This is a genomic window from Nocardia sp. NPDC055029 (assembly GCF_053608525.1).
The window spans coordinates 203,343-224,279 of record NZ_JBSGVQ010000003.1 but is presented as its reverse complement, the minus strand read 5'-3'; the positions used below and the strand labels follow the sequence as shown (position 1 = coordinate 224,279).

Sequence of the window (20,937 nt, the reverse complement as noted above, 5' to 3'; positions counted from 1 at the left end):
GGTGCCAGTTGCCGCCCGGTTTTCGCGCCCGTTCTGTTACCGATTCGAAGCTGATTCGATCACAACCAGGCCGGTACACACATCAGGACGGTCAGGAACCGACCGGTCACCAGGCCAGCGAGAGGTCGGCGTGCTGGCGGATCCAGGCGTGCATGGCGATGCCGGCGGCGACACCGGCGTTGATACTACGGGTCGAACCGAACTGGGCGATCGAAACAGTCAGCGCCGCAGCATCTTTCGCGTCATCGCTGACACCGGGGCCTTCCTGGCCGAACAGCAGCAGGCAGTCGCGCGGCAACTGGGCTGTCTCCAGCGGGACCGCGCCGGGCACATTGTCGACCGCGACGACGGTCAGCCCCTCGCCTGCGGCGAACTCGCGCAGTTCGGCCAGATCGGCGTGGTGCATCAGGTGCTGGTAGCGGTCGGTGACCATGGCGCCGCGCCGGTTCCAGCGCCGTTTGCCGACGATGTGCACGGCGGCCGCCGCGAAGGCGTTGGCGGTGCGGACCACGGTGCCGATATTGGCGTCGTGGCCGAAGTTCTCGATGGCGACGTGGAAGGGGAAGCGGCGGGCGTCGATGTCGGCGACGATCGCCTCGCGGGTCCAGTACCGGTACGCGTCGACGACATTGCGCCGGTCGCCCTCGGCCAGCAGCTGCGGGTCGTAGCGGTCGTCGGTGGGGGCGGGGGTGCCGTATTCCTGCTCCCACGGTCCGAGTCCGTACGGATGCTCGCCCCATTCGGTCGGACCCGCGACCTCGACCTCGGGCGATGGCACTGACTCGTTCACCCCGAGAATGCTAGGTGGGGCCCGGTCCGGCCGACGACCCGGCCGGGGCTGGGTACACCTGCGCGAATCGTGATCGCGAGGCCGCCGACGACACGAACACGCGACCTATCCTGGAACCGTAGGGCTCACGGGTGGTTGTCGGTATGGAGCACACGCGCATTGTTCAGGCGCTGACCTGCGTCGTCGCGATGTATCTTGTCGCGCTCGCGGTGTGGCTCGGCTGGCTCGCGCCGCACACACCGCCGGGGACGCTGCCCTATCAGGTCTTCATCATGGTCGGGCTCTTCGGCGCCGCCTCGGGCATCGCCATGGCGATCGCCTCGATGCCGACCAGAGCCGACCGGCAGCTGCGCAAACACGGCCTGGAAGGCTGGGCGCGCATCAACGGCGTGCGGCCGCTGACCCGCACCGATCATTCCAGTGAGCTCACCGAACTCGATGTCGAGCTGACGGTGCCCGGGTCCGACAGTTACCACGGCAAGATCGTGGTCGACGTGATGCCGGTGGACAAGCCACGGATAGCCATCGGGGAAACCATCCCGATCCGCGTCGACCCGACGGACCGGGACCGAATCATCCTCGTCCTGTGACTGTGTCCGCTCAGCCGGGGGCCGCGTCCAGGGAGGGCAGGGCGACGATCGGCTTGCCGCGGCGCAAGGTCCGCTGCCAGCGCTGCGGATCGAAGACGGCCGGTTGGGTGCTGTCGATGAACGCGCGGATCAGCTTCACGAAGCGGTCCGGGTCGTAGTGGTGCGGGAAGTGGCCTGCGCCTTCGAAGATTTCCAGCATGGAACCGGGGAAGGCGCGGTGCGCGCGTTCGGCGTGGCCGGAGGGGATGACGGTGTCGCGGGTGCCGCCGACGATCAGCGTCGGCAGATGCGCGGCCAGGTAGCCGCGGTCGAGCATGGTGATGGACTGGCCGCGCCGATCGGCGGCCGCGCGGATGGTGCGCAGGAACGCGTTGCGCGCCGCGGTGTCGGACAGCTGGCCGTAGAGCCGCAGCACATAGTCGGCATCCGGCCCGAGACCGAGCCCGCCGAGGCCGTGCACGACCGGGATCGATGCCCGCACGAACGTGCGCACCGGCCAGCTGGTCAACGCCAGCAGGCCGGGTCCGGCGCCGGGCAGCGTCGCCAGCCGGAACACGGGGTGCACCCCCGCGCCCATTCCGGCCGGGCAGACCAGCGCGAGCCGTTCCACCCGCTCGGGGAACTGGTAGGCGAACTGCATCGCGACGCCGCCACCGAGCGAGTGCCCCACCAGGGTGACCCGCTCGATGCCGAGCACGCTGAGCAGATCGCGCATCCCGTTGGCGTAGGCCGCCACGGCGTAATCCGCGCGCGGCTTGTCCGATTCGCCATGGCCGAGCAGATCGGGCGCGAGCACGGTGTAGTGCTCGGCCAGCGCGTCGAACACCGGCGCCCAGGTTCCCGAGCTGTCGGAGATCCCGTGGATGAGCAGCAGTGGCGGCCCCGACCCGGCCATCCGGAACGCGCGGCGATAGCCGTGCACCTCGATGAACTGCACCTGCCCGGTCATCTTCGAAGCGTGCGCGGCGGGTGTTGCGCGCGATGAACACTCAGGTAAGCGCTGTGTGACAGGGGTATCAGGCACCACGCGCTGGCGCGGCCACCTCGGGGTCCGTGAGCAGGTACTGGGCGGCCGCGTAGGTCGCCAGGATGACGCCCTCGCTGATTCGGCGGGTGCGGTCGTCGCGGGCGAAGAGGCGGCGGAGCACGATCAGGCCGTCCGAGACCGTGAACAGCAGCGCGCCGAGACCTAATCGGCTCCGTGGGTCGCTGTTCGGAATGTTCAGTCCCGCAATGTTCGTCGCGCCGGGAGACAGCGCGGGGTCCGATGCCAGGGTCGCCGCGGTGCCGAGGGTGGCGCCGTAGGCGGTGAGCGGGATCGCGAGGACCGGTGCCTTCGCGCGCAGCAGACCGGCGGCACCGGCCCACGCCACGAGGCGGGGTGCGGCGATCGCGGCGCGCGGCCGGGCGCCACGCCGCCACCACAGCAGCGAGTAGCCGGTCTGCATGACCGCGAACGAGGACGCGCCCGCGATCAGGCGCCGGTCGTCGTCGGGATCGATGAGCAGCACGTCACCGACGGTGGCCGCGGCCAGCGAACCGAGCAGGATCCGGCGCTCGGCCGGATCGAGCTCGACGCCGCTGGTGACGGTATCGGCCGCCAGCAGCGGCATCAGCAGCGGCTTGGTCAGCCATTGGAGCCGGTCGCGGCCGGTGACGGCACCGAAGACGGTGACCGCCGCCGCTGCGAGATAGCCGGCGCGCAGCGGTCGCACGTCAGAAGCTCGCTTCCTGCGGCGCGGGCGGCAGGGTGACGACCTGACCCGCGTAGCTAAGACCGGCGCCGAAGCCGAGCAGCAGCGCCAGCTGACCACCCTTCGCCTTGCCGGTGACCAGCATCTCCTCCATCGCCAGCGGGATCGAGGCGGCCGAGGTGTTGCCGGTGTTCTCGATGTCGTTGGCCATCGGGATGCCCTCGGCCAGGCCGAGGTTCTTCTTCATCAGCTCGTTGATCCGCGCGTTGGCCTGGTGCGGGATGAACACCTCGATGTCCTCCTTGGCCACACCGGAGGCGTCCAGCGCCGCCGACAGCGCGCGCGGCAGCGTCACCGCGGCCCAGCGGAAGACCTTCGGGCCCTCCATCCGCAGCGCCATCTGGCCGACCAGCTCGACCTCGGGGTCGGTGCCCTGCATGTCCTGGGCGCGCTTCTGGAACGCGAGGAAGTCGATGTTCTGGGCGATGGCCTCGGCGTTCTCGCCGTCGCTGCCCCACACCGTCGGGGAGATGCCGTTCTCCTCGGCCGGACCGACGACGACAGCGCCGGCGCCGTCACCGAAGATCATCGCGGTGCCGCGGTCGGCCTTGTCCAGGCCGACGGTCATCGTCTCCGCGCCGATCACCAGCACGTAGTCGAACGAACCGGCCCGGATCAGGTCGGCGGCGACACCGAGGCCGTAGCCGAAGCCACCGCAGCCGGAGGTGAGGTCGAAGGCGGCGACACCGTTGAGGCCGAGATCGGAGGCCACCGACGGGGCACCGTGCGGGGTGAGCTTGAGCCAGCTCGACGTGCACAGGACGACGGCGCCGATCTTCGTGCGCTCGATCGGGGTGTTCCTCAGCGCGCGGTCACCCGCGGCCACCGCGATCGACCGGATCGTCTCGTCACCGCTGATCCAGCGGCGGTTGTGGATCCCCGTGCGGTCGAAGATCCACTCGGGCGTGGAGTCGAGTTGTTCACACACCTCGGCATTGCTGACGATGCGCTGCGGTCGGTACGCACCGATCCCGAGCATCGCAACGTTGTCACGACTCTTGTTTACTGCAATGCTCACCACAGGTGACTCACACGTCCTTCAGACTTTCCGGACGACCACATCGTCATCCAGGGTTACCGTTGTTCAGGCTAACTCAGAGCAAGGTCATCGAGACCGAGGATGGATCGATACTCCAGCCCCTCGGCGGCGATGACCTGGTCAGCACCGGTTTCCCGGTCGACAACGGTAGCGACGCCGACCACGATCGCGCCCGCGTCACGCAGCGCGCGCACCGCGGTGAGCGGCGAATTGCCGGTGGTGGTGGTGTCCTCGACGACCAGCACACGCTTGCCGACGATGTCGGGGCCCTCGATCTGACGCTGCATGCCGTGCGCCTTGGCCGCCTTGCGAACCACGAACGCGTCGATCGGGCGGCCCGCCGCGTGCATCACCGCCATCGCGACCGGATCGGCGCCCATGGTGAGCCCGCCGACGGCGTCGAAGTCCCAGTCGGCGACCAGCTCGCGCAGCAGCGAACCGATCAGCGGGCCAGCCTGGTGATGCAGCGTCGCGCGGCGCAGGTCGACGTAGTAGTCGGCCTCCTTGCCCGAGGACAACGTCACCTTGCCGTGCACGACCGCGAGCTCGCGCACGAGCGCGGCCAGCTGGTCGCGATCTGCCTCGGTGAGCGCCTGACGTGCCTGGTCGATCATCGTTTGCGTGTCCTTTCGGTCATGATCCGGGCCTATGGTTACGCTACGCTCCGCGTCCGGGCCCGACGCTCATGCCCTAGGTCCGTCCGCGCGCGTTGAAGAGTCCGCGATTCATGCGGGCCACCAGTGTTCGTGGGACGAAGCCCGCCACCGCGGTGAGCACCTTGTACTGCACCCCCGGCACGCTGATCACGCGGCCCGCGTCCAGGTCGTGCAGACACCCGTCGACGACCTGGTCGACGTCGAGCCACAGCCGCTTGGGCAGCGAGCTCATCTCGATGCCCGCCCGCTCGTGGAACTCGGTGTGCACGAACCCGGGGCACAGCGCCTGGATGCGGACACCGGTGCCCGCCAATCCACCCGCCAACCCTTCCGAGAAGGATACGACGTAGGCCTTGGACGCCGAGTAGGTCGACCCCCGTCCCGGGATCAGCCCGGCCACGCTCGCCACATTCACGATCGACCCGGTGGCCGCGGCGATCATCGCGGGCAACGCGGCCCTGGTCAGCTGTAGTACCGAGGTGACGTTGACATCCAGCTGAGCCTGCAATTCGGCGGGCTCCAGGGTCCAGAACTCCCCCGAATGCGCGAAACCCGCGTTGTTGACCAGGAATTCCAGCCCCTTGGCTGCCCGATCGGCGACGCGGGCGCGGTCGTCGTCATCGGCGAGGTCGGCGACGAGCACCTCGGTGGAGGTGGCGTAGCGGCGGCCGAGCTCGTCGGCGAGTGCGCGCAGACGTTCCTCGTTCCTGGCGACGAGCACCAGGTCGTAGCCGAGCGAGGCGAGGCGGTGGGCGAAGCCCTGCCCGATGCCGGACGTCGGTCCGGTAATCATGGCGACCGGGCGATGCGAGCCGGGCAGGCGAATCGGGCTGTCGGTCACTTCGGTACGGGACCCTGGTACGGACGGAAACCGGGGTGGAACGGTCCGCCGGGCTGACCCGAGTCGGCGTCCTCGTCGCGCGATGCGGGAGCATCGGCGCGCGGACGCGGTTCCGGGACGACCGCCAGCGACGGCCGCTTCGGCGGCTCACCGAGCGGACGACGGCCAGGGGCAGGCTGGTCTTCGAAGTCGGGATCGTCGAGGTCGGGGTCGTAGTCGTCGCCGGTGTAGGCCTGCGGTCGGCCCGCGGGTCCGCGACGGCCGAAGTCGTCCGGTTCGGAGGCTTGGGCGGCCGGGCCACGGCTGCCGTACGGCTTGTCGCCTCCGTAGCGGTCGTCAGGATCGGCGTCGTCGGGTCCCGGGAAGCGGGCGCGGCCCGGCTCGTCGTTGTCACCGGCGGCGGGACGCCCGAATTCGGCGGGCTCGCGGTCGTCGTCGTACTCGTCGCGGAAGCCCGCGCCCAGCGGCTCGTCGGCATTGCTGCGCGGACGGGTGTATTCGCTCGGCTCGGCCACCGGCGGCAGCACATGCAGCAGGCCGGACAGGCGAAGCACCGCGTCGATCGCGGTCTCCCAGTCCTTGGAACCACTGCCGACGGGCAGCATGCCGAGAGTCCAGTTGCCCTCACTCCACAGCATCTGCACGGTGTCCGAGAGCGACTCGATGAAGCCGACCATCCGCTGATCGACCGCGTGCCTTGCGATCTCGGGATCGGTCGCGAACACGACCCGGTCGCCGATCGCGCCGAGCAGTTCCAGATCGTGGTCCTTCGGCGGCGACGCGGTCTTGAGCCGCATGTCGACGTCGATCTCGGAGCCGATCTGGCGGCGCACCGCCACCAGGGTCGCCGCGTCTTCCAGGTCGAAGAGCACGAACTTCTCGCCCTTGCGGATGCCGGAGACCACGTCGACCGCGGAGAGATAGCCGAGCTTGGCCAGGGCGCCACGACGCCACGTCGAGGCGAGCGCCGGCTCGACCGAGACGTAGGTATAGCCCTGGGACTTCGCCCAGACCTGGCGCGCGTGCCCGGTCCGCTGTCGCTGGACCCGATCGAAATAGAGCAGTACGACCGCACCAACGAGTGCGATCGCCGCCAACCCGAACCACATAGCCGTCATCGTCGCCTAGCCTATCCAGCCGTCGCCGTGATTGCCCGGCAGTGCCGGGCTTTCGACGCGCGGGTCGCTCATCGGGGGCCGCTTGGTAACGCCGTACTGATGATGATCTTGGCGTGGATCGACCCGTCTGGGTTCTTGTCGCCCTGCACCATAACCATGTCGCCGACGGGCAGCTCGCTCGCCTTCGTGCTGGTCAGCGAGATCACCTGGGTGGCATCGTCGATCAGCACCCGGACCGTCGACCCGCCGAGGGTGCTCATGGTGATCTCGGTGCCGGTGTTGGCGGTGATGCTGCCCATCGTCGCGCCGAGATCGTCGCCACCGCCGAGACCGGGCAGGCCGGGCAGGCCGCTCGTTGTCGGCGGCACGACCGGAGTCGTCTGTCTGCCGGTCGGCGGCACCAGGAATTGAGTGGTCGTCGGCGCCGCCGCCGTGGTGTCGTCGGACTCGCCGCCGCTGACGACCAGACCGGCCAGCACGCCGCCGACCGCGATCAACGCGAGGACGCCGAGGCCGAGCGCGATCCACAATCCGGTGTTCCGCCTCGGCGGTTCGCCCTGGTCACCGTCCTGCGGGCGGGGCGGGTAACCCGGCGGCGGTGCGCCTGGATAACCCTGGTCGTAGCCGGGGGGCGGTTGGTGCGGTGGTGGTTGCGCCGCGGGATAACCACTTTCGTAGGCACCCCATTGCGCGTCGTGCGGCGGCAGCGCCTGCGTCGGGTTCGACGGCTGCCCCCACTCGTCGAACCCGCCACCGCCGTACGGCTTGGTCGAATCCATGCCCGGCGAACCCAGCCGTTCGGTCGGCGAATCCTCCGGGCGTTGCCCCCACGGATCGTTCGGGTTCGTCATGAGCTCCAGCGTAGGACAGCGCGGTGCGTTGGGAGGTCCCTACGCACCGCGCTGTGGATATTTCACGAGCTGTGGACAACCTCGCGTCCGACGACCAGCTTGTCGGTGGCGTCGTCTACGCTCACCCGCACCGTGTCGCCGTCGGTGACCGCGCCGGAGAGCAGTTCCTTGGCCAGGCTGTCGCCGATGGCCTGCTGGATCAGCCTGCGCAACGGCCGCGCGCCGTAGGCCGGGTCGTAGCCGCGCACCGCCAGCCACTTCTTGGCCTCGTCGGTGACATCGAGCGTCAGCCGCCGCTGCGCGAGCCGCTTCTGCAACTGCCGCAGGTTGATGTCGACGATCGATTCCAGCTGCTCGGCGTCGAGCGCGTGGAACATCACCACGTCGTCGAGCCGGTTGAGGAACTCCGGCTTGAACGCCCGCCGCACCGCCTCCATCACCTGGTCCTTGTCGCCACCGGCACCGAGGTTGGAGGTGAGGATGAGGATGGTGTTACGGAAGTCCACCGTGCGGCCCTGGCTGTCGGTCAGCCTGCCTTCGTCGAGGACCTGCAGCAGGATGTCGAAGACGTCCGGGTGCGCCTTCTCGATCTCGTCGAACAGCACCACCGAATACGGACGCCTTCGCACCGCCTCGGTGAGCTGTCCGCCCTGGTCGTAGCCGATATAGCCGGGCGGAGCACCGACCAGGCGAGCCACCGAGTGCTTCTCGCTGTACTCGCTCATATCGATGCGGACCATGGCGCGTTCGTCGGCGAACAGGAAGTCCGCCAGCGACTTCGCCAGCTCCGTCTTACCGACACCGGTCGGGCCGACGAACATGAACGACCCCGTCGGCCGGTTCGGGTCGGCGACCCCGGCCCGCGCTCGCCGCACCGCGTCCGACACGGCCCGCACAGCCTCTTCCTGCCCGACGACACGCCCGGCGACCTCGGTCTCCATCCGCAGCAGCTTCGCGGTCTCGCCTTCGAGCATCCGGCCGACCGGCACCCCGGTCCACGACGAGACCACGTCGGCGATGTCGTCGGGCGTGACCTCCTCGTTCAGCATCACGTCGCCGTCCGGCGCCGCACCGCTGACCTGCTCGGCCGAAGCGAGCTCCTTCTCCAGCGCGGGGATCCGGCCGTAGCGCAGCTCGGCGGCCTTGCCCAGGTCACCGTCGCGCTCGGCACGCTCGGACTCCCCGCGCAACGTTTCGAGCTGCTCCTTCAGTCCGCGCACCGAGTCGATCGCGTTCTTCTCGTTCTGCCAGCGGGTGGTGAGGTGGCCGAGCTTCTCGCGGTCATCGGCGAGTTCGGAGCGCAGCTTCTCCAGCCGCTGCTTGGAGGCCTCGTCGGTCTCCTTCTCCAATGCGACCTCTTCGATCTCGAGCCGGCGCACTGCCCGCTCGACCTCGTCGATCTCGACCGGCCGCGAGTCGATTTCCATGCGCAGCCGCGAGGCCGACTCGTCGATCAGGTCGATCGCCTTGTCGGGCAGGAACCGGGAGGTGATGTAGCGGTCCGACAGCGTCGCGGCGGCCACCAGCGCGGAATCGGTGATCCGCACGCCGTGGTGCACCTCGTAGCGTTCCTTGATGCCGCGCAGGATGCCGATGGTGTCGGCCACCGACGGCTCACCCACGATGACCTGCTGGAACCGGCGTTCCAGGGCGGCGTCCTTCTCGATGTACTTGCGGTACTCGTCGAGCGTGGTCGCGCCGACCAGACGCAACTCACCACGGGCGAGCAGCGGCTTGATCATGTTGCCCGCGTCCATCGCGGAATCGCCGGTGCCGCCCGCGCCGACGATGGTGTGCAGCTCGTCGATGAAGGTGATGATCTCGCCCGCGCTGTTCTTGATGTCGTCGAGCACGGCCTTGAGCCGCTCCTCGAACTCACCGCGATACTTCGCGCCGGCGACCATCGCGCCCAGGTCCAGCGAGATGACCTTCTTGTCGCGCAACGATTCCGGCACGTCGCCTTCGATGATGCGGCGCGCCAGGCCCTCGACGATGGCGGTCTTGCCGACGCCGGGCTCGCCGATGAGCACCGGGTTGTTCTTGGTGCGGCGCGAGAGCACCTGCACGACCCGGCGGATCTCGGTGTCGCGGCCGATCACCGGGTCGAGCTTGCCGGCGCGGGCGAACTCGGTGAGGTCGGTGGAGTACTTCTCCAGCGCCTGGTAGGTGGCTTCCGGCTCCGGGCTGGTGACCCGCGCGCTGCCGCGCACCGTGGCGAAGGCATCGCGCATCGTCTCCGGGCTCGCGCCGTGCCTGCGCAGCAACTTGGCGATCTCGGAGTCACCGTCGGCGAGCCCGACCAGCAGATTCTCGGTCGAGACGTACTCGTCGCCGAGCTCGGTGGCCAGCCGCTGCGCGGCGGTGAGCGCGGCCAGCGCCTCGCGGCCCAGCTGCGGTGTCGTGGTCGCCCCGGTCGCGCGCGGCAGCCGGTCGACGATGTCGCCCGCCTCGCGCTCGACTGTCGCCGGGTCGACTCCGATGGCCTTCAGCAGCGGGGCGGCGATGCCATCGGTCTGATCCAGCAACGCCACCAGCAAGTGCGCCGGACGGATCTCCGGATTGCCTGCCGCCGAGGCGGCCTGAAGGGCGGCGGTCAGCGCCGCCTGTGTCTTGGTGGTGGGATTGAACGAGTCCACAGATCTCCTTGGGTGTGTCCGGTATCGACTGGTTCAACGCGCACAAAGTTGAGTCTGTTCCGCTCAACTCCAACTTTTCCCGATGGACGCCGGAATCGGTGTTCACGCTACGCCGCGACACCACCGAAGACGATCAATCACCGCACGTCGCAGCCCTGCCCACCTAAGATTGCGCAACGAGATGCTCGATCTGCCGCAACCCGTTTCGCGGCGCGCTCGACGACCACCCGGGTCCACCGACACAGGAGACATATGCGCGCGATCGTGGTTCAGAAGTTCGGCGCCACCCCTGAACTGGCCGACGTGCCGGTGCCGGAGCCGGGACCAGGTGAGGTGCAGGTCGCGCTGGACGCGGCGGGGGTCAACCCGTTCGACCTGAAGATGGCCGACGGCATCCTCGAGGGCAAGATGCCCACCGATTTCCCGATGATTCTCGGCGTGGACGGCGCGGGCACGATCTCGGCGATCGGGCCAGGCGTGCGCTCGTTCGCCGTCGGCGACCGGGTGGTCGGCAAGTTCCTCACCGCGCCGGCGGGCCACGGCAGCTGGGCCCAGTACGCGACCCTGCCCGAGGACGCGACCCTGGTCCCGATCCCCGACGGCGTCACCTCGGTGGCCGCGGCCGCGCTCCCCGTCGCCGGCGTCACCGCCCAGGACCTCGTCGACACCGCCCAGATCCGGCCCGGCCAGACGGTGCTCATCGTCGGCGCGACCGGCGGCGTCGGATCCTTCCTGGTCCAGCTGGCCAATATGGCGGGTGGCCACGTCATCGCCACCGCCCGCGGCGACGCCGCCGACCAGGTCGCCCGCCTCGGCGCCACCGAAACGATCGACTACACCAAAACCCGCCCCGCCGACCCCGACGTCGTCGACCCTGACCCGGCCACCAGCCGCGACTCCAGCGTCACCGGCGCCGTCCGCTTCACCCACCCCGACGGCATCGACGTCCTCTTCGACCTGATCAGCGGCCCCGCCGATTTCGCCTCCCACGCCACCCTCGTCCGCCGCGGCGGCCGCGCCTACTCCACCACCTGGGCCGCCGACGAACCCGCCCTCAGCGAACACGACATCACCGGCGGCAACTTCGAATCCAAAGGCCGCGGACCAGAACTGACCCGCCTGCTCACCCGAGTCGCCTCCGGCGACGTAGTGGTCCCGGTCGAAGCAACAGTCCCCCTGGAAGCCGCCCCCGCCGTCCTCGGCGCCGGCAGCGCCCGCGGAAAGACCGTCCTCGCAATCTGATTCGCCAGCGGCAGCGAGCGTCACATCATGACTTCCTGCCGACCGCCTTCACCAGATCGTCCGCAAGGTACGCGACCGACACGGCAACCTGATCCGGTTCACCAACACCTTCCTCGGCGCGGCCGGCCATTCGCGCCCCCTGGGCTCGAGGTCCTGAGGCGAACAAGTCGTCCAGGTATCCGATTGCCTCGCTGGTGACCTCGGCGCTGATCGGGTCGGCCAGAAGAACACGAATCGCGGCACCGAGCCGTTCGGTGTCGACAGCACGCAGGATCCGGTATGAGTCGTGGGCGTCCTTGTCGTTCAGGCGACCAGGCGTGGCGATACGTTCGAAGATCTTATGCATCTTGGCGACCAATAGCGCAGCGGGACCAGCGACGTTGGCGACGATGACTCTCTGATCGAGGGGATCAATCGCGGGCACGGCCATCGGACAGAAGTCGACGATGACGGCCTCGAGTCCGCGGGCGCGCCTCGTAGCCTTCCTACTGTGTGGCGGGATCCGCGCTCCGCGCGCCTGACTACCGCCACCACCCGCGAGCAACTCGGGCACCATGAGATCGACCGGAATACCGTCCGCGTTCACCCATGATCCAGGCTGCTGCATCGCGGACGGCTGAAATCCTGCTCTGGTCATAGCTGCTTCGATCCGTGGATCATCTGCCAGACAGCGGGGGTCGAGAGCTACATCGCTGTCCTTGGTCGCTTCAGCGAGCGCGACGTCGACACCCCCGGTACGTAGGTGAACCGCCTGAGCACCGATCACGATCACCGCGTCGCGGTGATCGGCGAGCGCCTCCAGAGCATCGAGCAGGACCGAGCGGGCAAGGGCGAGCAGGTCGGCACGATCAACGCCAGGAGTTCTCATTTCTTCCCATCCAGGAGAGGAGCTCTTCGGCTTCGGCAGGGGCCCGTCCGGGGCCGGTCATGAGGTCTACGGCCACTTGAGTCGGCGCCGCCAGGCGTAGACCGTTGAGCGCGATTTCGGTTCGGGTGAACGCGATGTCGTAGCTGGGGCGAGCCAGGAGCACGTTGGCACCGCTCTCGGCGGGGCGGAGACCCCAGGCTTCGGCAGCTGAGGAAGGATCGGGGGTGTAGATGGAGGCAGCGCGCACCGGAGCCGTTGGTTCCCACGCCTCGGCGGCCACCGAACCAGTCACCGCGTAGTCCTCGAAAGCAGCTTCGCGCATGCGATCGAGCAGAGCAGGGATACCGCGGGGAGCGATCCAGCGGGTGACCGCGTTGCTGGAAATGAACTGATAGTCGTCGCTCCAACGACGCAGGACCGCAACCCAATCGGGGATCGAGACCTCCCCGTTCTCGGCGCGGACCGCGAGTCCTTCGGATTCGAGGAACTCCAGCACCCGATACACGGAACCGATCGAGACGCCGGCTTCTGCCGCCAACTCGCGTGTGCGCCACGACCCTTCGGTATCGATCAGCGCACGCACAACCTTTGCGGCCGGAGCGCCCTTGAGATCGCCCTTCGGACGACCTCGACCTCTCCACGGATCACTATCGGCTCCCCGATCGGAGAGGTACAGAGCGGGGGAATCGTTTCGTACCAGCAGATTTCCGGTCGTGTCGACATAGGACAGGCCGGCTTCGGCGATCCGTCGCCGAACCGGTTCGGACAGATACCGGGCGGCAACAACACCACCAGCAACAGACCTACGATCGGCCTGCGAGGAGAGCCGCGTGATCACGGCAGGGACATCTCGCCCCAGCAATGACCGCCGGACTTCGACGACGAGTCGCACCCGCCTGCCGTCCGGCGCCTCCAGCCCGAGTTTCAAGTCGGCCTTACCGTCGGACTCCGGCTTGGTGACAGTCAGTTGCCACGCACTGGGCAAGCGGTCCCGGAGCAACCGAACGACGACATCTAGCACGTCTCGCTCGGAAGGCATCGCCCCTGGCCGATCAGTCATGTTCAGATAATATCACTGTTCCGTTGACAACGGAACGCATCAATTACCCGAACAGACCGGGGTTCGCCGGTGCAGCCTCGGTACCCTCGCCACCATGTCTGAAGTGACACTGGCGAACCTGTTGGACGATGCGGCCCTGTTCTCGTTCGAGCATCAACTGCATCTGATGGACGTGGTGGGGGATCGCCCGTGGAGCGTCGACCTGCGCGCGGGCCGGTTCACCTTCACCGGTGAGCAGCCGATCGAATGCTCGGCCGTCCACCTGCTCGGCTCGGCCGCCCCCGGTCCGCAATCCTGGCTGTGGTCGTGGGGCAATCCGGCCGGCTACCCGGAGACCGTCACCGGCCTGGCCCAATCGGCCCGCGACTTCGGAATCCACCACCGCATCAGCGAACTCGCGAACGTGGAAGTCCCCTTCGCTGCCCTACCCGGCACCCCGACCCAGGCCGAGGGCGCGGTGAACACCTTCATGGATGCTTGCAAAGCGATCTCCGGCGTCTGGACCGCCTACAACGGCCCCGTGGGCGGCGGCACCCGCGCCGCATTCCTCATCGAACACCCACTCTTCCAGCTCCCCGCACCCGCGGCACCGCGCATCACCCGAGTCCTCCAGCAGGGCCTCACCGAATTCCCCCTCAACGACCACCGCCGAGCCCTGCACGCCTACGCCAACCACCGCGGCCTCACCATCACCTGGTCCCCCGACTACACCCAATCCACCGTCACCGGACCAGGTTTCACGGCCCCCCTGACCTTCGACGAGCTGGCGCGAACCAAGAGCATCGACGTGCAGATGGGGCACTGATAGCGAGCGATCGACTAACGAGACATAGCGCACAATCGGGATCCGCGGTCTGATTCGAAACGTCCAATATCTCGACAGCATTGGTGCCGAGAGTGGGACTTTCGATGATCGACGAGCTGCCCGCGACGGTGTGGGCTGAGAACGACGTGGCGCGTACCGAGAGGGGACCGGCGTCGGATTCGTTGACGCCGAAGCCTTTCCGGGGGCTGCTGGCGTGAGTTCGATCAACGCTGATCCCGCTGCGCTACGCAGCACGCAACCCTCGTTCGACGCTGTCGCATCGACCATCACCACCGCGGTCGACAAGCTGGCGGCCGCCCTCGCCGCCGAAGGCGAGTGCTGGGGCGGTGACGAGATCGGGCAGGCGTTCGCCCAGAACTACACGCCGGGTGTGGAAAAGGGCAAGACCTCGGTCACCAATCTGGCGAAGTCGATGACCCAGCTCGGGACGAACATGGTCACCATCGCCACCGAGTTGTCCGAGCAGGACACGGCGACGGCAGCCCAGCTGAACCAGACCGGCACCTGACCGCGTGGGAATCGAAATCCCCGATTCGCTGCAATGGGTAGCGAAATACATTCTCGGCGCCGGTGATTGGCCCGAAGGCGACGAAACCGCCATGCGGCGAGCCGCCGACGCGTGGACCAGCATGGCGCAAACCCTCAACAGCGTCGACGACGAGGCGGCCAAGGCGCTCAACTCCGCGCTGACCGCGTTGTCCGAGGGCGAGACGCACGACGCGCTCGCCACCTACCGCGACAAACTCCTCGCCGGTGACGAGGCCGCGTTCACCGCGATCCGCAAATGGTGTGAGAAGCAGGCCGAACTCCTCGACGACGGCGCCAACGACATCGAGCACACCAAGACGGTCATCATCGGCACGATGATCGTGGCCGCCGTGGAAATCGGTGTCGCACTGGCGACCTCGTGGACCGGTATCGGTGCCGCCGCCGGTGTCGCCGCACGGATCGCGGCGCAGGTCGCGGTGCGCATCGCGATGAAATCGCTGCTCACCCGCATGATCGCCCGCGGCATCGCCAAGGCGGCGGCCCGAGCGGCACTGCGCGGAGCGGCGTTCGAAGCGCTCGAAGAAGGCGGGATCGACGGCATCGCGCGCACCATCCAGGTCGCCAACGGCGACCGTTCGATGGACGAATTCGGCTGGTCCGACCTGGGATTGGCGACATTCGGCGGCGCGGTCGGTGGCGCTGTCGGCGGCAGCCTCGGCAGCAAGCTCGACGGTGTCGGCGACGGCATCACATCCGGGCTGGGCAAGCTCGCCGCGAAAACCGCGACCGGTGCGGCCACCGAACTCGGCGCCGACCTGTCCGCTCAGGTCGCCTCCGCCGGAGCGGCATCCCTGTTCATGGGGCAGGATTTCAACCTCGATATCGGGGTGGACACGTTCACCAGCGCGGGTGCCGGTGGTGTGCAGAGCGCGCTGGAATCCAGTGGTGGAAACGGGAACTCGCCCGCGCCGACTGTTCCCGAGTTGGGCGATGATGTGCCCGGCGATACCGACGCGCCCACGACACCGGCGGGCACTGGTGAGCCGGGCGATTCGGCACCGGAGACGACTTCACCCGCGTCGACGGGTGATCCGGGAGCCACCTCTCCCGCATCGGCCGGCGCAGGGACGCCGTCGGCGGCAGAGGGCAACGGAACTCAGCCTGATGGGGCGGGAACGCCCTCGTCACCGGGTGAGGGATCGCCCTCGACCAATCCCGCCGGGACGGGACAAAGCGGCGATCCAGCCAGCGGCACTCCGTCGAATGACGGCCCAGCCGACAGCCCCAACACACCCAGCGACGGGGCTCCGAGTTCGCCGTCTGATTCCGGTGCACCGGACAACCCGAGCGGCACGCCGAACTCCCCGAGCGAGCCCAGTGGAACACAGCCTGGCACCCCCGCCTCGCCTGGTGATTCGACCCCCGCACCGAACACCGATTCACCCGCCACGCCAGCCGAATCGAGTCCTGGACCGTCGCCGCAGGGCGACACCACTCCTACAAACCCGAGTTACCCCGGGGCCCCCTCCACACCGAGCGACAACGGAAATGCCGCGCCTTTCACGCCGAGCGATGGCGGAAATACCGCGTCGCCCGCGCCGAACGATGCCGGAAATACCGCGTCGCCCGCGCCCAACGATGGCGGAAACACCGCGTCGCCCGCGCCCAACGATGCCGGAAACACCGCACCTGCCGCGCCGAATGATGGCGACTCGACCGCGCCTACCTCGACCCCCAGCAGCGGCAACCCCAGCACGCCTGCCAGCCCCGCGACACCAGCCGAATCCCCCTCTCCCACCTCAACCGGTCAGCCCAGCACACCCGCTGCACCTTCCCCCAGCCCGTCATCACCGGATCTTCCGCCAGCCGACACCCCGTCGACCACGCAGCCGACCGCACCCACCACGCCGACTGATTCATCCCCAGCCCAGCCGAATTCGACTCCGCCTTCCAACCCCACATCTACTGCGCCCGTCAACCAGCCGACGAACACGGCCGAACCGGCCTCCACCACCCCGAACCCCAGCACCAACCCGTCGACCACGGTGCCCGGAACGACTCCGCAATCCGGCAACCCGTCGACTGCGGCCGTAACGCCGACGACGCCGACGCCAGCCGACCCCAGCCGTCAGAACCCGTCGACCGACACAGACACCACCGCGGCCGCGACAACAACTGCTCCGTCCCCGACAGCCACGACACCCACCGCACCGACAACGACGGCGCCCCCGCCGACCACTGCCGCAATACCTTCCAACCCCGCCTCCACGTTCCCTGGATCGACCCCGCCGATCGGCACCACTCCGGTCACGCCGCCGAGGAATCAGCCGGCAACGACGAATACTCCACAGTTGTCCACAGGCAACCAGTCGAGTGCACCGCCACGAGACACGCCGAGCCCCACCCCCACACCGACATCAACTCCGGCAACGACGCCTACTCCAGCCACTTCCCGGCCGGGGAGCAGCACTGCCGATACCGAGCCGGAACGATCAGCCTCGCCTGCACGCATCGACACCAATTCGCCTGCAGCCACTTCGACGACCCCGTCAGAATCCAACCCCGCAACAAACCCGGCCCGGCCTACCGACCCCACAACCCCGACCGACACCCGGCCGACCCACAACACCAACCTCACCCCGCAACAACTGGAGAACGCCAACCGCGCCCGCCAGGCCCGCGAATCCCTACGCCCGCTCTCCCCAGAAAACAACCAAGCCCTACAGGTAAACCCCACCACCGGCCGCCCCTACCTGAGCGCCAGCTACCCGAACGCCCTCGGCGCACCGGTCCGCGTAGTCCGCGTTACAGCAGCCGTAACCAGCTCCCCCACAACATCACCCGACACGGTCGCCACCATCACCGACCGCACCCAACTGGCCACCGACCACACCTTCAACCAAGGCAGCCAATTCCCCCTCGGCGACTGGCTCATGGTCGACGTCGTCCCCACGACAGACCAGACCACCGCCGACCTCACCATCGACGCCGACACCGACCCAACCCTCACCGACCTGGCCAACACGGTCCGCTCCAACCTCGGCCTACCACCGAGCTCGACCCCAACTCTGACCCCCGACGACATCAGACAACTCGGCGCCGACATCTCCCGAGCCGACCTAGCCAGGTCCACCACCCCGTCCTGGGCAGACCAACACACCGATTCCACCCCACCCCCCACCGACTCCACTCCCACGCCCGAGACCAACACCGACACCGACACCGACACCGACACCACGGTCGACCTCGACGCCATCCACAACCAGTTCGCCGAAAACACCCCCGCAGGCGTCTCCCACCACCGCGGCGACCCCACCATGGGCGACCTCCCCCACCGAGTCCCCGCCGACCCCACCCGCTTCACCGCCGACACCCACATCACCCCCGACGGCCAAGCCCGAATCGGCCCCCACACCCTCACCCCCGAGCAATACGGCGACCTCCTCCGCCGCTCCGGCTGGGACGGCGTAACCCCCATCCGCCTAATCGGCTGCGACGCCTCCTCCAACGGCTTCGCCGACCGCCTGGCCCAGCACCTCGGCGTCGAAGTACTCGCGCCGACCCAAGCTGCGTGGACCGACAGCAACGGAAATGTATTCAGCACCAGCGCGGTAACCAACCCCGACGGCACCCGCAGCCCCCGAGTTCCTCCAGACGGTCAGTGGCAAACACATCACCCCGACCGGCCGACGACACCCCACGGCACCGATCCCACCCCACCCGGAACCACCCCGGCGAATGCCATCGACGCGGAGAGCGCGGTCGATCGCTCCCAACCGACGCCGCCCAACGCCAACCCTTCGGGCCACAATCCGAGCGTCCCCGTCACAAATACTCCACCAGGCGAACAGATTCCGTTCGGTGACGGTCGGGACGCCGTCCGCCACAGAATCACGCCACCACGGCGAGTGGTGAACGGACCCTTGTTCGATCCGAACAATCCCGACCATGCGAACATCCGCGGCACCTTGCGACCCGACGACTACCCGCTGCCGACTCCCGAAGGCGAACCCACCAGAGTGGTTCGCGGAGAGACAGAGAACGGCGTACCGTTCACCGATTCCATATACGGAGACCCCCCGGACCACACAACTGTTCGTGACTATCCCCCACGCGCAGTGGAATATCCACGGCGGACTGGGGGAACATTTACGGCGCTACGCCATGAGCAGCATGTTATCTATCCGCCTGATGCCGACGGCAATATTCGATCGGTTTCGCGATCCCAAGTGGGCGACAATGTGGTCCAGACAGAGTCGATCAACGGCCGGCATGTTTCGACCGAAGGTGTCATCCGCCACGACTTCTCCAGCTCCGACAAAGTCAAGCGCAAAGCCGATAGCGCCGAGAGCACCGCAGCAACCAATACGGGTCATGAGGGCGTAGACCCGACGGGCGGTGGGTTGACGTACGATGGCGGGCATGCGTCCAGCTACCGAACCACTCTGGACCGGGGATTGGTGAATCTCTTCGCACAAGAGAGGTGGTTCAATCAACAGGAGTTCAAAGTGCTCGAGACAGCCATCGCGGGTTGGCCGAGTTCGGGCCCCGGCCGGGAAACACGCGTCTTCTTCGAGACCGATCCGCCTGGTGCAGTCACACCCGAGACAGTGACCGGACGGGTGAGCATGACCGATTCCAACGGAAGGGTTTTCCAGGAGTTCCCTATCGATTTCAGCAATCGCGGTGGCAACGATTTCAAGCGCAAGGACTATGGAATCGAGCTGAAGGATTTCAAGCGGTATGACGAAAATGATTATATATAGGAGGATCTTTGTCGGATATTGATGAAGCCGAGCTCACTACAGAACTGGTACAGGCGACAGGAGAAGCTGCCACCCTCGCGTACCCAGACTGGACACACGCTGTATCGGCAAGGGTCTTGCCCTCACGAGGGGTTGGTACCTGGGAAGTGGTTGCTTATCGCGGCGACGAGGGGACCGTGGTGAGACTATTCGGCCATCGCGCGATCGACCGGCGTGTGCAAACCGCTTCGACCAAATTGCTTGCCGCACAGGGGGAAGAGTGCATGGGTTTGAAGTGCACTGTGGCGCGATCGGGGCACTTCAGGGTCGAGTACTCCTATGACATCGACGAAGCCATCAAGTGGGCGAACCAGGTCTTCAGCGGACTGACACCAGAAGAGTTGGTGGAGAACCTCCGGCCGCAGGATCTCTGACCTGCATAGAGATTGGTACGGGAAGATCGATGATTGACGTCGCAACCTCGGCACAGCGCATCTGGGATGCATTGGCGGCGAGGGGTTCCGAGCCGGTCATGCGGAGGGGTTTCGAAAGTCCGAACCGGTATGAGGAACTGACCGGAGAATTGGCTCCGGCAGAGGTCACCGACCTGTGGTCAGCGCTCGGTGGTCGCGATATTCTCGGGATGTGTCTGGAAGGGGCAGACTCAGCCGGCCAGATGTGCGCCGCCCGTGCGAATGAAGCCGAGTCCAGCGGTCCCGGAGTGCCATACGCGGAACTGGACGGCACGACCGATTGCGCGGTGCGAAAGGTGTGGTGGGACCGCGCATGGTGTCCGCTGGTGGCAACAGCCGACTTGGCGATCGTGGTCGATTCCCATCCTGGCGCCACCGGCCATATCGGGCAGGTCGCCTACTGCAACCTGGACGAAGACTCCGATCGTGAAGCGGTGTGGGGTTCTGTCAGCGAATTCCTCCGCGACGTCCTGACGGTTGTCTCGTCGGATGCATTGGTGGTCGAGGACGGGCACGGGAGGATGCCAGACCCTGACGGCTGGGACCTGACCGTAACGATGGCAGTGTTAGAAGTCGGACGGGCCCGCCGAGATGGCCGCCCGATCCCACTACCCGGAATCGCTGGGGGCTCCTCACCACACTCGACGGGCGCCGGAGCCGATCGCGCCTGACTGCAAGAAGGTGACGGTTCGAGTAGCGCAGCCGAGGGCCACCCAGCCGGTGTGACTACACACCAGCAATGGTGTATAGTCACACCACATGGTCAGCAGGGGGCGGCACCCGAAGAAGGCAATCAATGCGGCACTCGCTGAGCTCGACCTCGGCCACTTCGAGGTCGAGGAAATGCACCGTGGACACCGGTGGGGTGTCGTTCGCCACCGGGCGACCGGTGACACAATCGCCATCTGGTCGACCCCACGTGTACCCGAGGACAATGCCGATGCGATTCGACGGTTCGC

The 20,937-nt window shown here is 67.5% G+C and carries 19 protein-coding genes; 7 read left to right on the top strand and 12 right to left on the bottom strand.

The features are described from left to right. Window positions 1–106: 106 nt before the first annotated feature. Window positions 107–790, bottom strand: a complete 684-nt coding sequence (locus tag ACWF9G_RS04425) for a TrmH family RNA methyltransferase (protein WP_452513615.1) — start codon at window positions 788–790, stop codon at window positions 107–109. A 143-nt stretch (window positions 791–933) separates the two neighbouring features. Between ACWF9G_RS04425 and ACWF9G_RS04420 the strand changes: the two genes are divergently transcribed. Then, window positions 934–1,380 carry a hypothetical protein gene (locus tag ACWF9G_RS04420; RefSeq protein WP_452513613.1) on the top strand — a complete coding sequence of 149 codons (447 nt, stop codon included), beginning with the start codon at window positions 934–936 and terminating at the stop codon, window positions 1,378–1,380. A gap of 10 nt (window positions 1,381–1,390) precedes the next feature. Here ACWF9G_RS04420 and ACWF9G_RS04415 read toward each other — a convergent pair whose 3' ends face one another. From ACWF9G_RS04415 to clpB, 8 genes are all read right to left on the bottom strand, one after another. Further along, the gene (locus tag ACWF9G_RS04415; RefSeq protein ID WP_452513611.1) at window positions 1,391–2,329 is read right to left on the bottom strand and encodes an alpha/beta fold hydrolase; all 939 of its coding nucleotides are present in this window, start codon (window positions 2,327–2,329) and stop codon (window positions 1,391–1,393) included. A gap of 67 nt (window positions 2,330–2,396) precedes the next feature. Further along, window positions 2,397–3,095, bottom strand: coding sequence for a lysoplasmalogenase (locus tag ACWF9G_RS04410; RefSeq protein ID WP_452513609.1), 699 nt, complete (start codon window positions 3,093–3,095; stop codon window positions 2,397–2,399). Between the two features lies 1 nt (window position 3,096). Next, a complete protein-coding gene (locus ACWF9G_RS04405) occupies window positions 3,097–4,155 on the bottom strand; it encodes a beta-ketoacyl-ACP synthase 3 (RefSeq protein WP_379305450.1) in 1,059 nt (352 codons plus the stop codon). A 68-nt stretch (window positions 4,156–4,223) separates the two neighbouring features. Further along, window positions 4,224–4,787 (bottom strand): orotate phosphoribosyltransferase, encoded by a 564-nt coding sequence (gene pyrE / locus ACWF9G_RS04400; protein ID WP_378853601.1) that lies wholly within the window; start codon window positions 4,785–4,787, stop codon window positions 4,224–4,226. 76 nt (window positions 4,788–4,863) lie between these two features. Continuing rightward, window positions 4,864–5,622 carry an SDR family NAD(P)-dependent oxidoreductase gene (locus ACWF9G_RS04395; RefSeq protein ID WP_379305540.1) on the bottom strand — a complete coding sequence of 253 codons (759 nt, stop codon included), beginning with the start codon at window positions 5,620–5,622 and terminating at the stop codon, window positions 4,864–4,866. A gap of 44 nt (window positions 5,623–5,666) precedes the next feature. Then, complete coding sequence (locus ACWF9G_RS04390; RefSeq protein ID WP_452513607.1) at window positions 5,667–6,788, bottom strand: hypothetical protein; 1,122 nt, start codon at window positions 6,786–6,788, stop codon at window positions 5,667–5,669. Window positions 6,789–6,856: 68 nt separating this feature from the next. Beyond that, window positions 6,857–7,639: a DUF5666 domain-containing protein gene (locus tag ACWF9G_RS04385; RefSeq protein WP_379305454.1), complete on the bottom strand. Its 783-nt coding sequence runs from the start codon at window positions 7,637–7,639 to the stop codon at window positions 6,857–6,859. Window positions 7,640–7,701: 62 nt separating this feature from the next. Continuing rightward, entirely contained in the window at window positions 7,702–10,275 is a 2,574-nt protein-coding gene (gene clpB, locus ACWF9G_RS04380) for an ATP-dependent chaperone ClpB (RefSeq protein WP_452513605.1), read from the bottom strand. Between the two features lie 252 nt (window positions 10,276–10,527). Between clpB and ACWF9G_RS04375 the strand changes: the two genes are divergently transcribed. Next, entirely contained in the window at window positions 10,528–11,517 is a 990-nt protein-coding gene (locus ACWF9G_RS04375) for an NADP-dependent oxidoreductase (RefSeq protein ID WP_452513603.1), read from the top strand. A gap of 25 nt (window positions 11,518–11,542) precedes the next feature. Here ACWF9G_RS04375 and ACWF9G_RS04370 read toward each other — a convergent pair whose 3' ends face one another. Both ACWF9G_RS04370 and ACWF9G_RS04365 read right to left on the bottom strand, forming a co-directional pair. After that, window positions 11,543–12,385, bottom strand: coding sequence for a hypothetical protein (locus ACWF9G_RS04370; protein WP_452513601.1), 843 nt, complete (start codon window positions 12,383–12,385; stop codon window positions 11,543–11,545). Further along, complete coding sequence (locus ACWF9G_RS04365) at window positions 12,366–13,445, bottom strand: helix-turn-helix domain-containing protein (protein ID WP_452513599.1); 1,080 nt, start codon at window positions 13,443–13,445, stop codon at window positions 12,366–12,368. The genes ACWF9G_RS04370 and ACWF9G_RS04365 overlap by 20 nt, the downstream gene beginning before the upstream one ends. 94 nt (window positions 13,446–13,539) lie before the next feature. On the opposite strand from ACWF9G_RS04365, the gene ACWF9G_RS04360 reads away from it, so the two are divergent. The 5 genes from ACWF9G_RS04360 (at window position 13,540) to ACWF9G_RS04340 (ending at window position 20,649) form a co-directional block, all read left to right on the top strand. Next, window positions 13,540–14,250, top strand: coding sequence for a DUF6882 domain-containing protein (locus ACWF9G_RS04360; RefSeq protein WP_452513598.1), 711 nt, complete (start codon window positions 13,540–13,542; stop codon window positions 14,248–14,250). 214 nt (window positions 14,251–14,464) lie between these two features. Next, a complete protein-coding gene (locus ACWF9G_RS04355) occupies window positions 14,465–14,779 on the top strand; it encodes a WXG100 family type VII secretion target (RefSeq protein ID WP_452513595.1) in 315 nt (104 codons plus the stop codon). Between the two features lie 4 nt (window positions 14,780–14,783). Next, window positions 14,784–19,526, top strand: a complete 4,743-nt coding sequence (locus ACWF9G_RS04350; RefSeq protein ID WP_452513593.1) for a WXG100-like domain-containing protein — start codon at window positions 14,784–14,786, stop codon at window positions 19,524–19,526. An 8-nt stretch (window positions 19,527–19,534) separates the two neighbouring features. After that, window positions 19,535–19,939: a hypothetical protein gene (locus ACWF9G_RS04345; RefSeq protein ID WP_452513592.1), complete on the top strand. Its 405-nt coding sequence runs from the start codon at window positions 19,535–19,537 to the stop codon at window positions 19,937–19,939. Window positions 19,940–19,968: 29 nt separating this feature from the next. Continuing rightward, window positions 19,969–20,649, top strand: coding sequence for a hypothetical protein (locus ACWF9G_RS04340; protein WP_452513590.1), 681 nt, complete (start codon window positions 19,969–19,971; stop codon window positions 20,647–20,649). Between the two features lie 79 nt (window positions 20,650–20,728). On the opposite strand, the gene ACWF9G_RS04335 is transcribed toward ACWF9G_RS04340, so the two are convergent. Beyond that, window positions 20,729–20,857 carry a hypothetical protein gene (locus tag ACWF9G_RS04335; protein WP_379305472.1) on the bottom strand — a complete coding sequence of 43 codons (129 nt, stop codon included), beginning with the start codon at window positions 20,855–20,857 and terminating at the stop codon, window positions 20,729–20,731. Window positions 20,858–20,937: the final 80 nt, after the last annotated feature.

Excerpts from the sequence above, each read along its gene's own strand:
- ACWF9G_RS04420 (WP_452513613.1), top strand. The coding sequence starts at position 934 with ATGGAGCACACGCGCATTGTTCAGGCGCTGACCTGCGTCGTCGCGATG.
- ACWF9G_RS04415 (WP_452513611.1), bottom strand. The coding sequence starts at position 2,329 with ATGACCGGGCAGGTGCAGTTCATCGAGGTGCACGGCTATCGCCGCGCG.
- pyrE (WP_378853601.1), bottom strand. The coding sequence starts at position 4,787 with ATGATCGACCAGGCACGTCAGGCGCTCACCGAGGCAGATCGCGACCAG.
- ACWF9G_RS04395 (WP_379305540.1), bottom strand. The coding sequence starts at position 5,622 with ATGATTACCGGACCGACGTCCGGCATCGGGCAGGGCTTCGCCCACCGC.
- ACWF9G_RS04390 (WP_452513607.1), bottom strand. The coding sequence starts at position 6,788 with ATGACGGCTATGTGGTTCGGGTTGGCGGCGATCGCACTCGTTGGTGCG.
- ACWF9G_RS04385 (WP_379305454.1), bottom strand. The coding sequence starts at position 7,639 with ATGACGAACCCGAACGATCCGTGGGGGCAACGCCCGGAGGATTCGCCG.
- ACWF9G_RS04375 (WP_452513603.1), top strand. The coding sequence starts at position 10,528 with ATGCGCGCGATCGTGGTTCAGAAGTTCGGCGCCACCCCTGAACTGGCC.
- ACWF9G_RS04370 (WP_452513601.1), bottom strand. The coding sequence starts at position 12,385 with ATGAGAACTCCTGGCGTTGATCGTGCCGACCTGCTCGCCCTTGCCCGC.
- ACWF9G_RS04365 (WP_452513599.1), bottom strand. The coding sequence starts at position 13,445 with ATGACTGATCGGCCAGGGGCGATGCCTTCCGAGCGAGACGTGCTAGAT.
- ACWF9G_RS04360 (WP_452513598.1), top strand. The coding sequence starts at position 13,540 with ATGTCTGAAGTGACACTGGCGAACCTGTTGGACGATGCGGCCCTGTTC.
- ACWF9G_RS04340 (WP_452513590.1), top strand. The coding sequence starts at position 19,969 with ATGATTGACGTCGCAACCTCGGCACAGCGCATCTGGGATGCATTGGCG.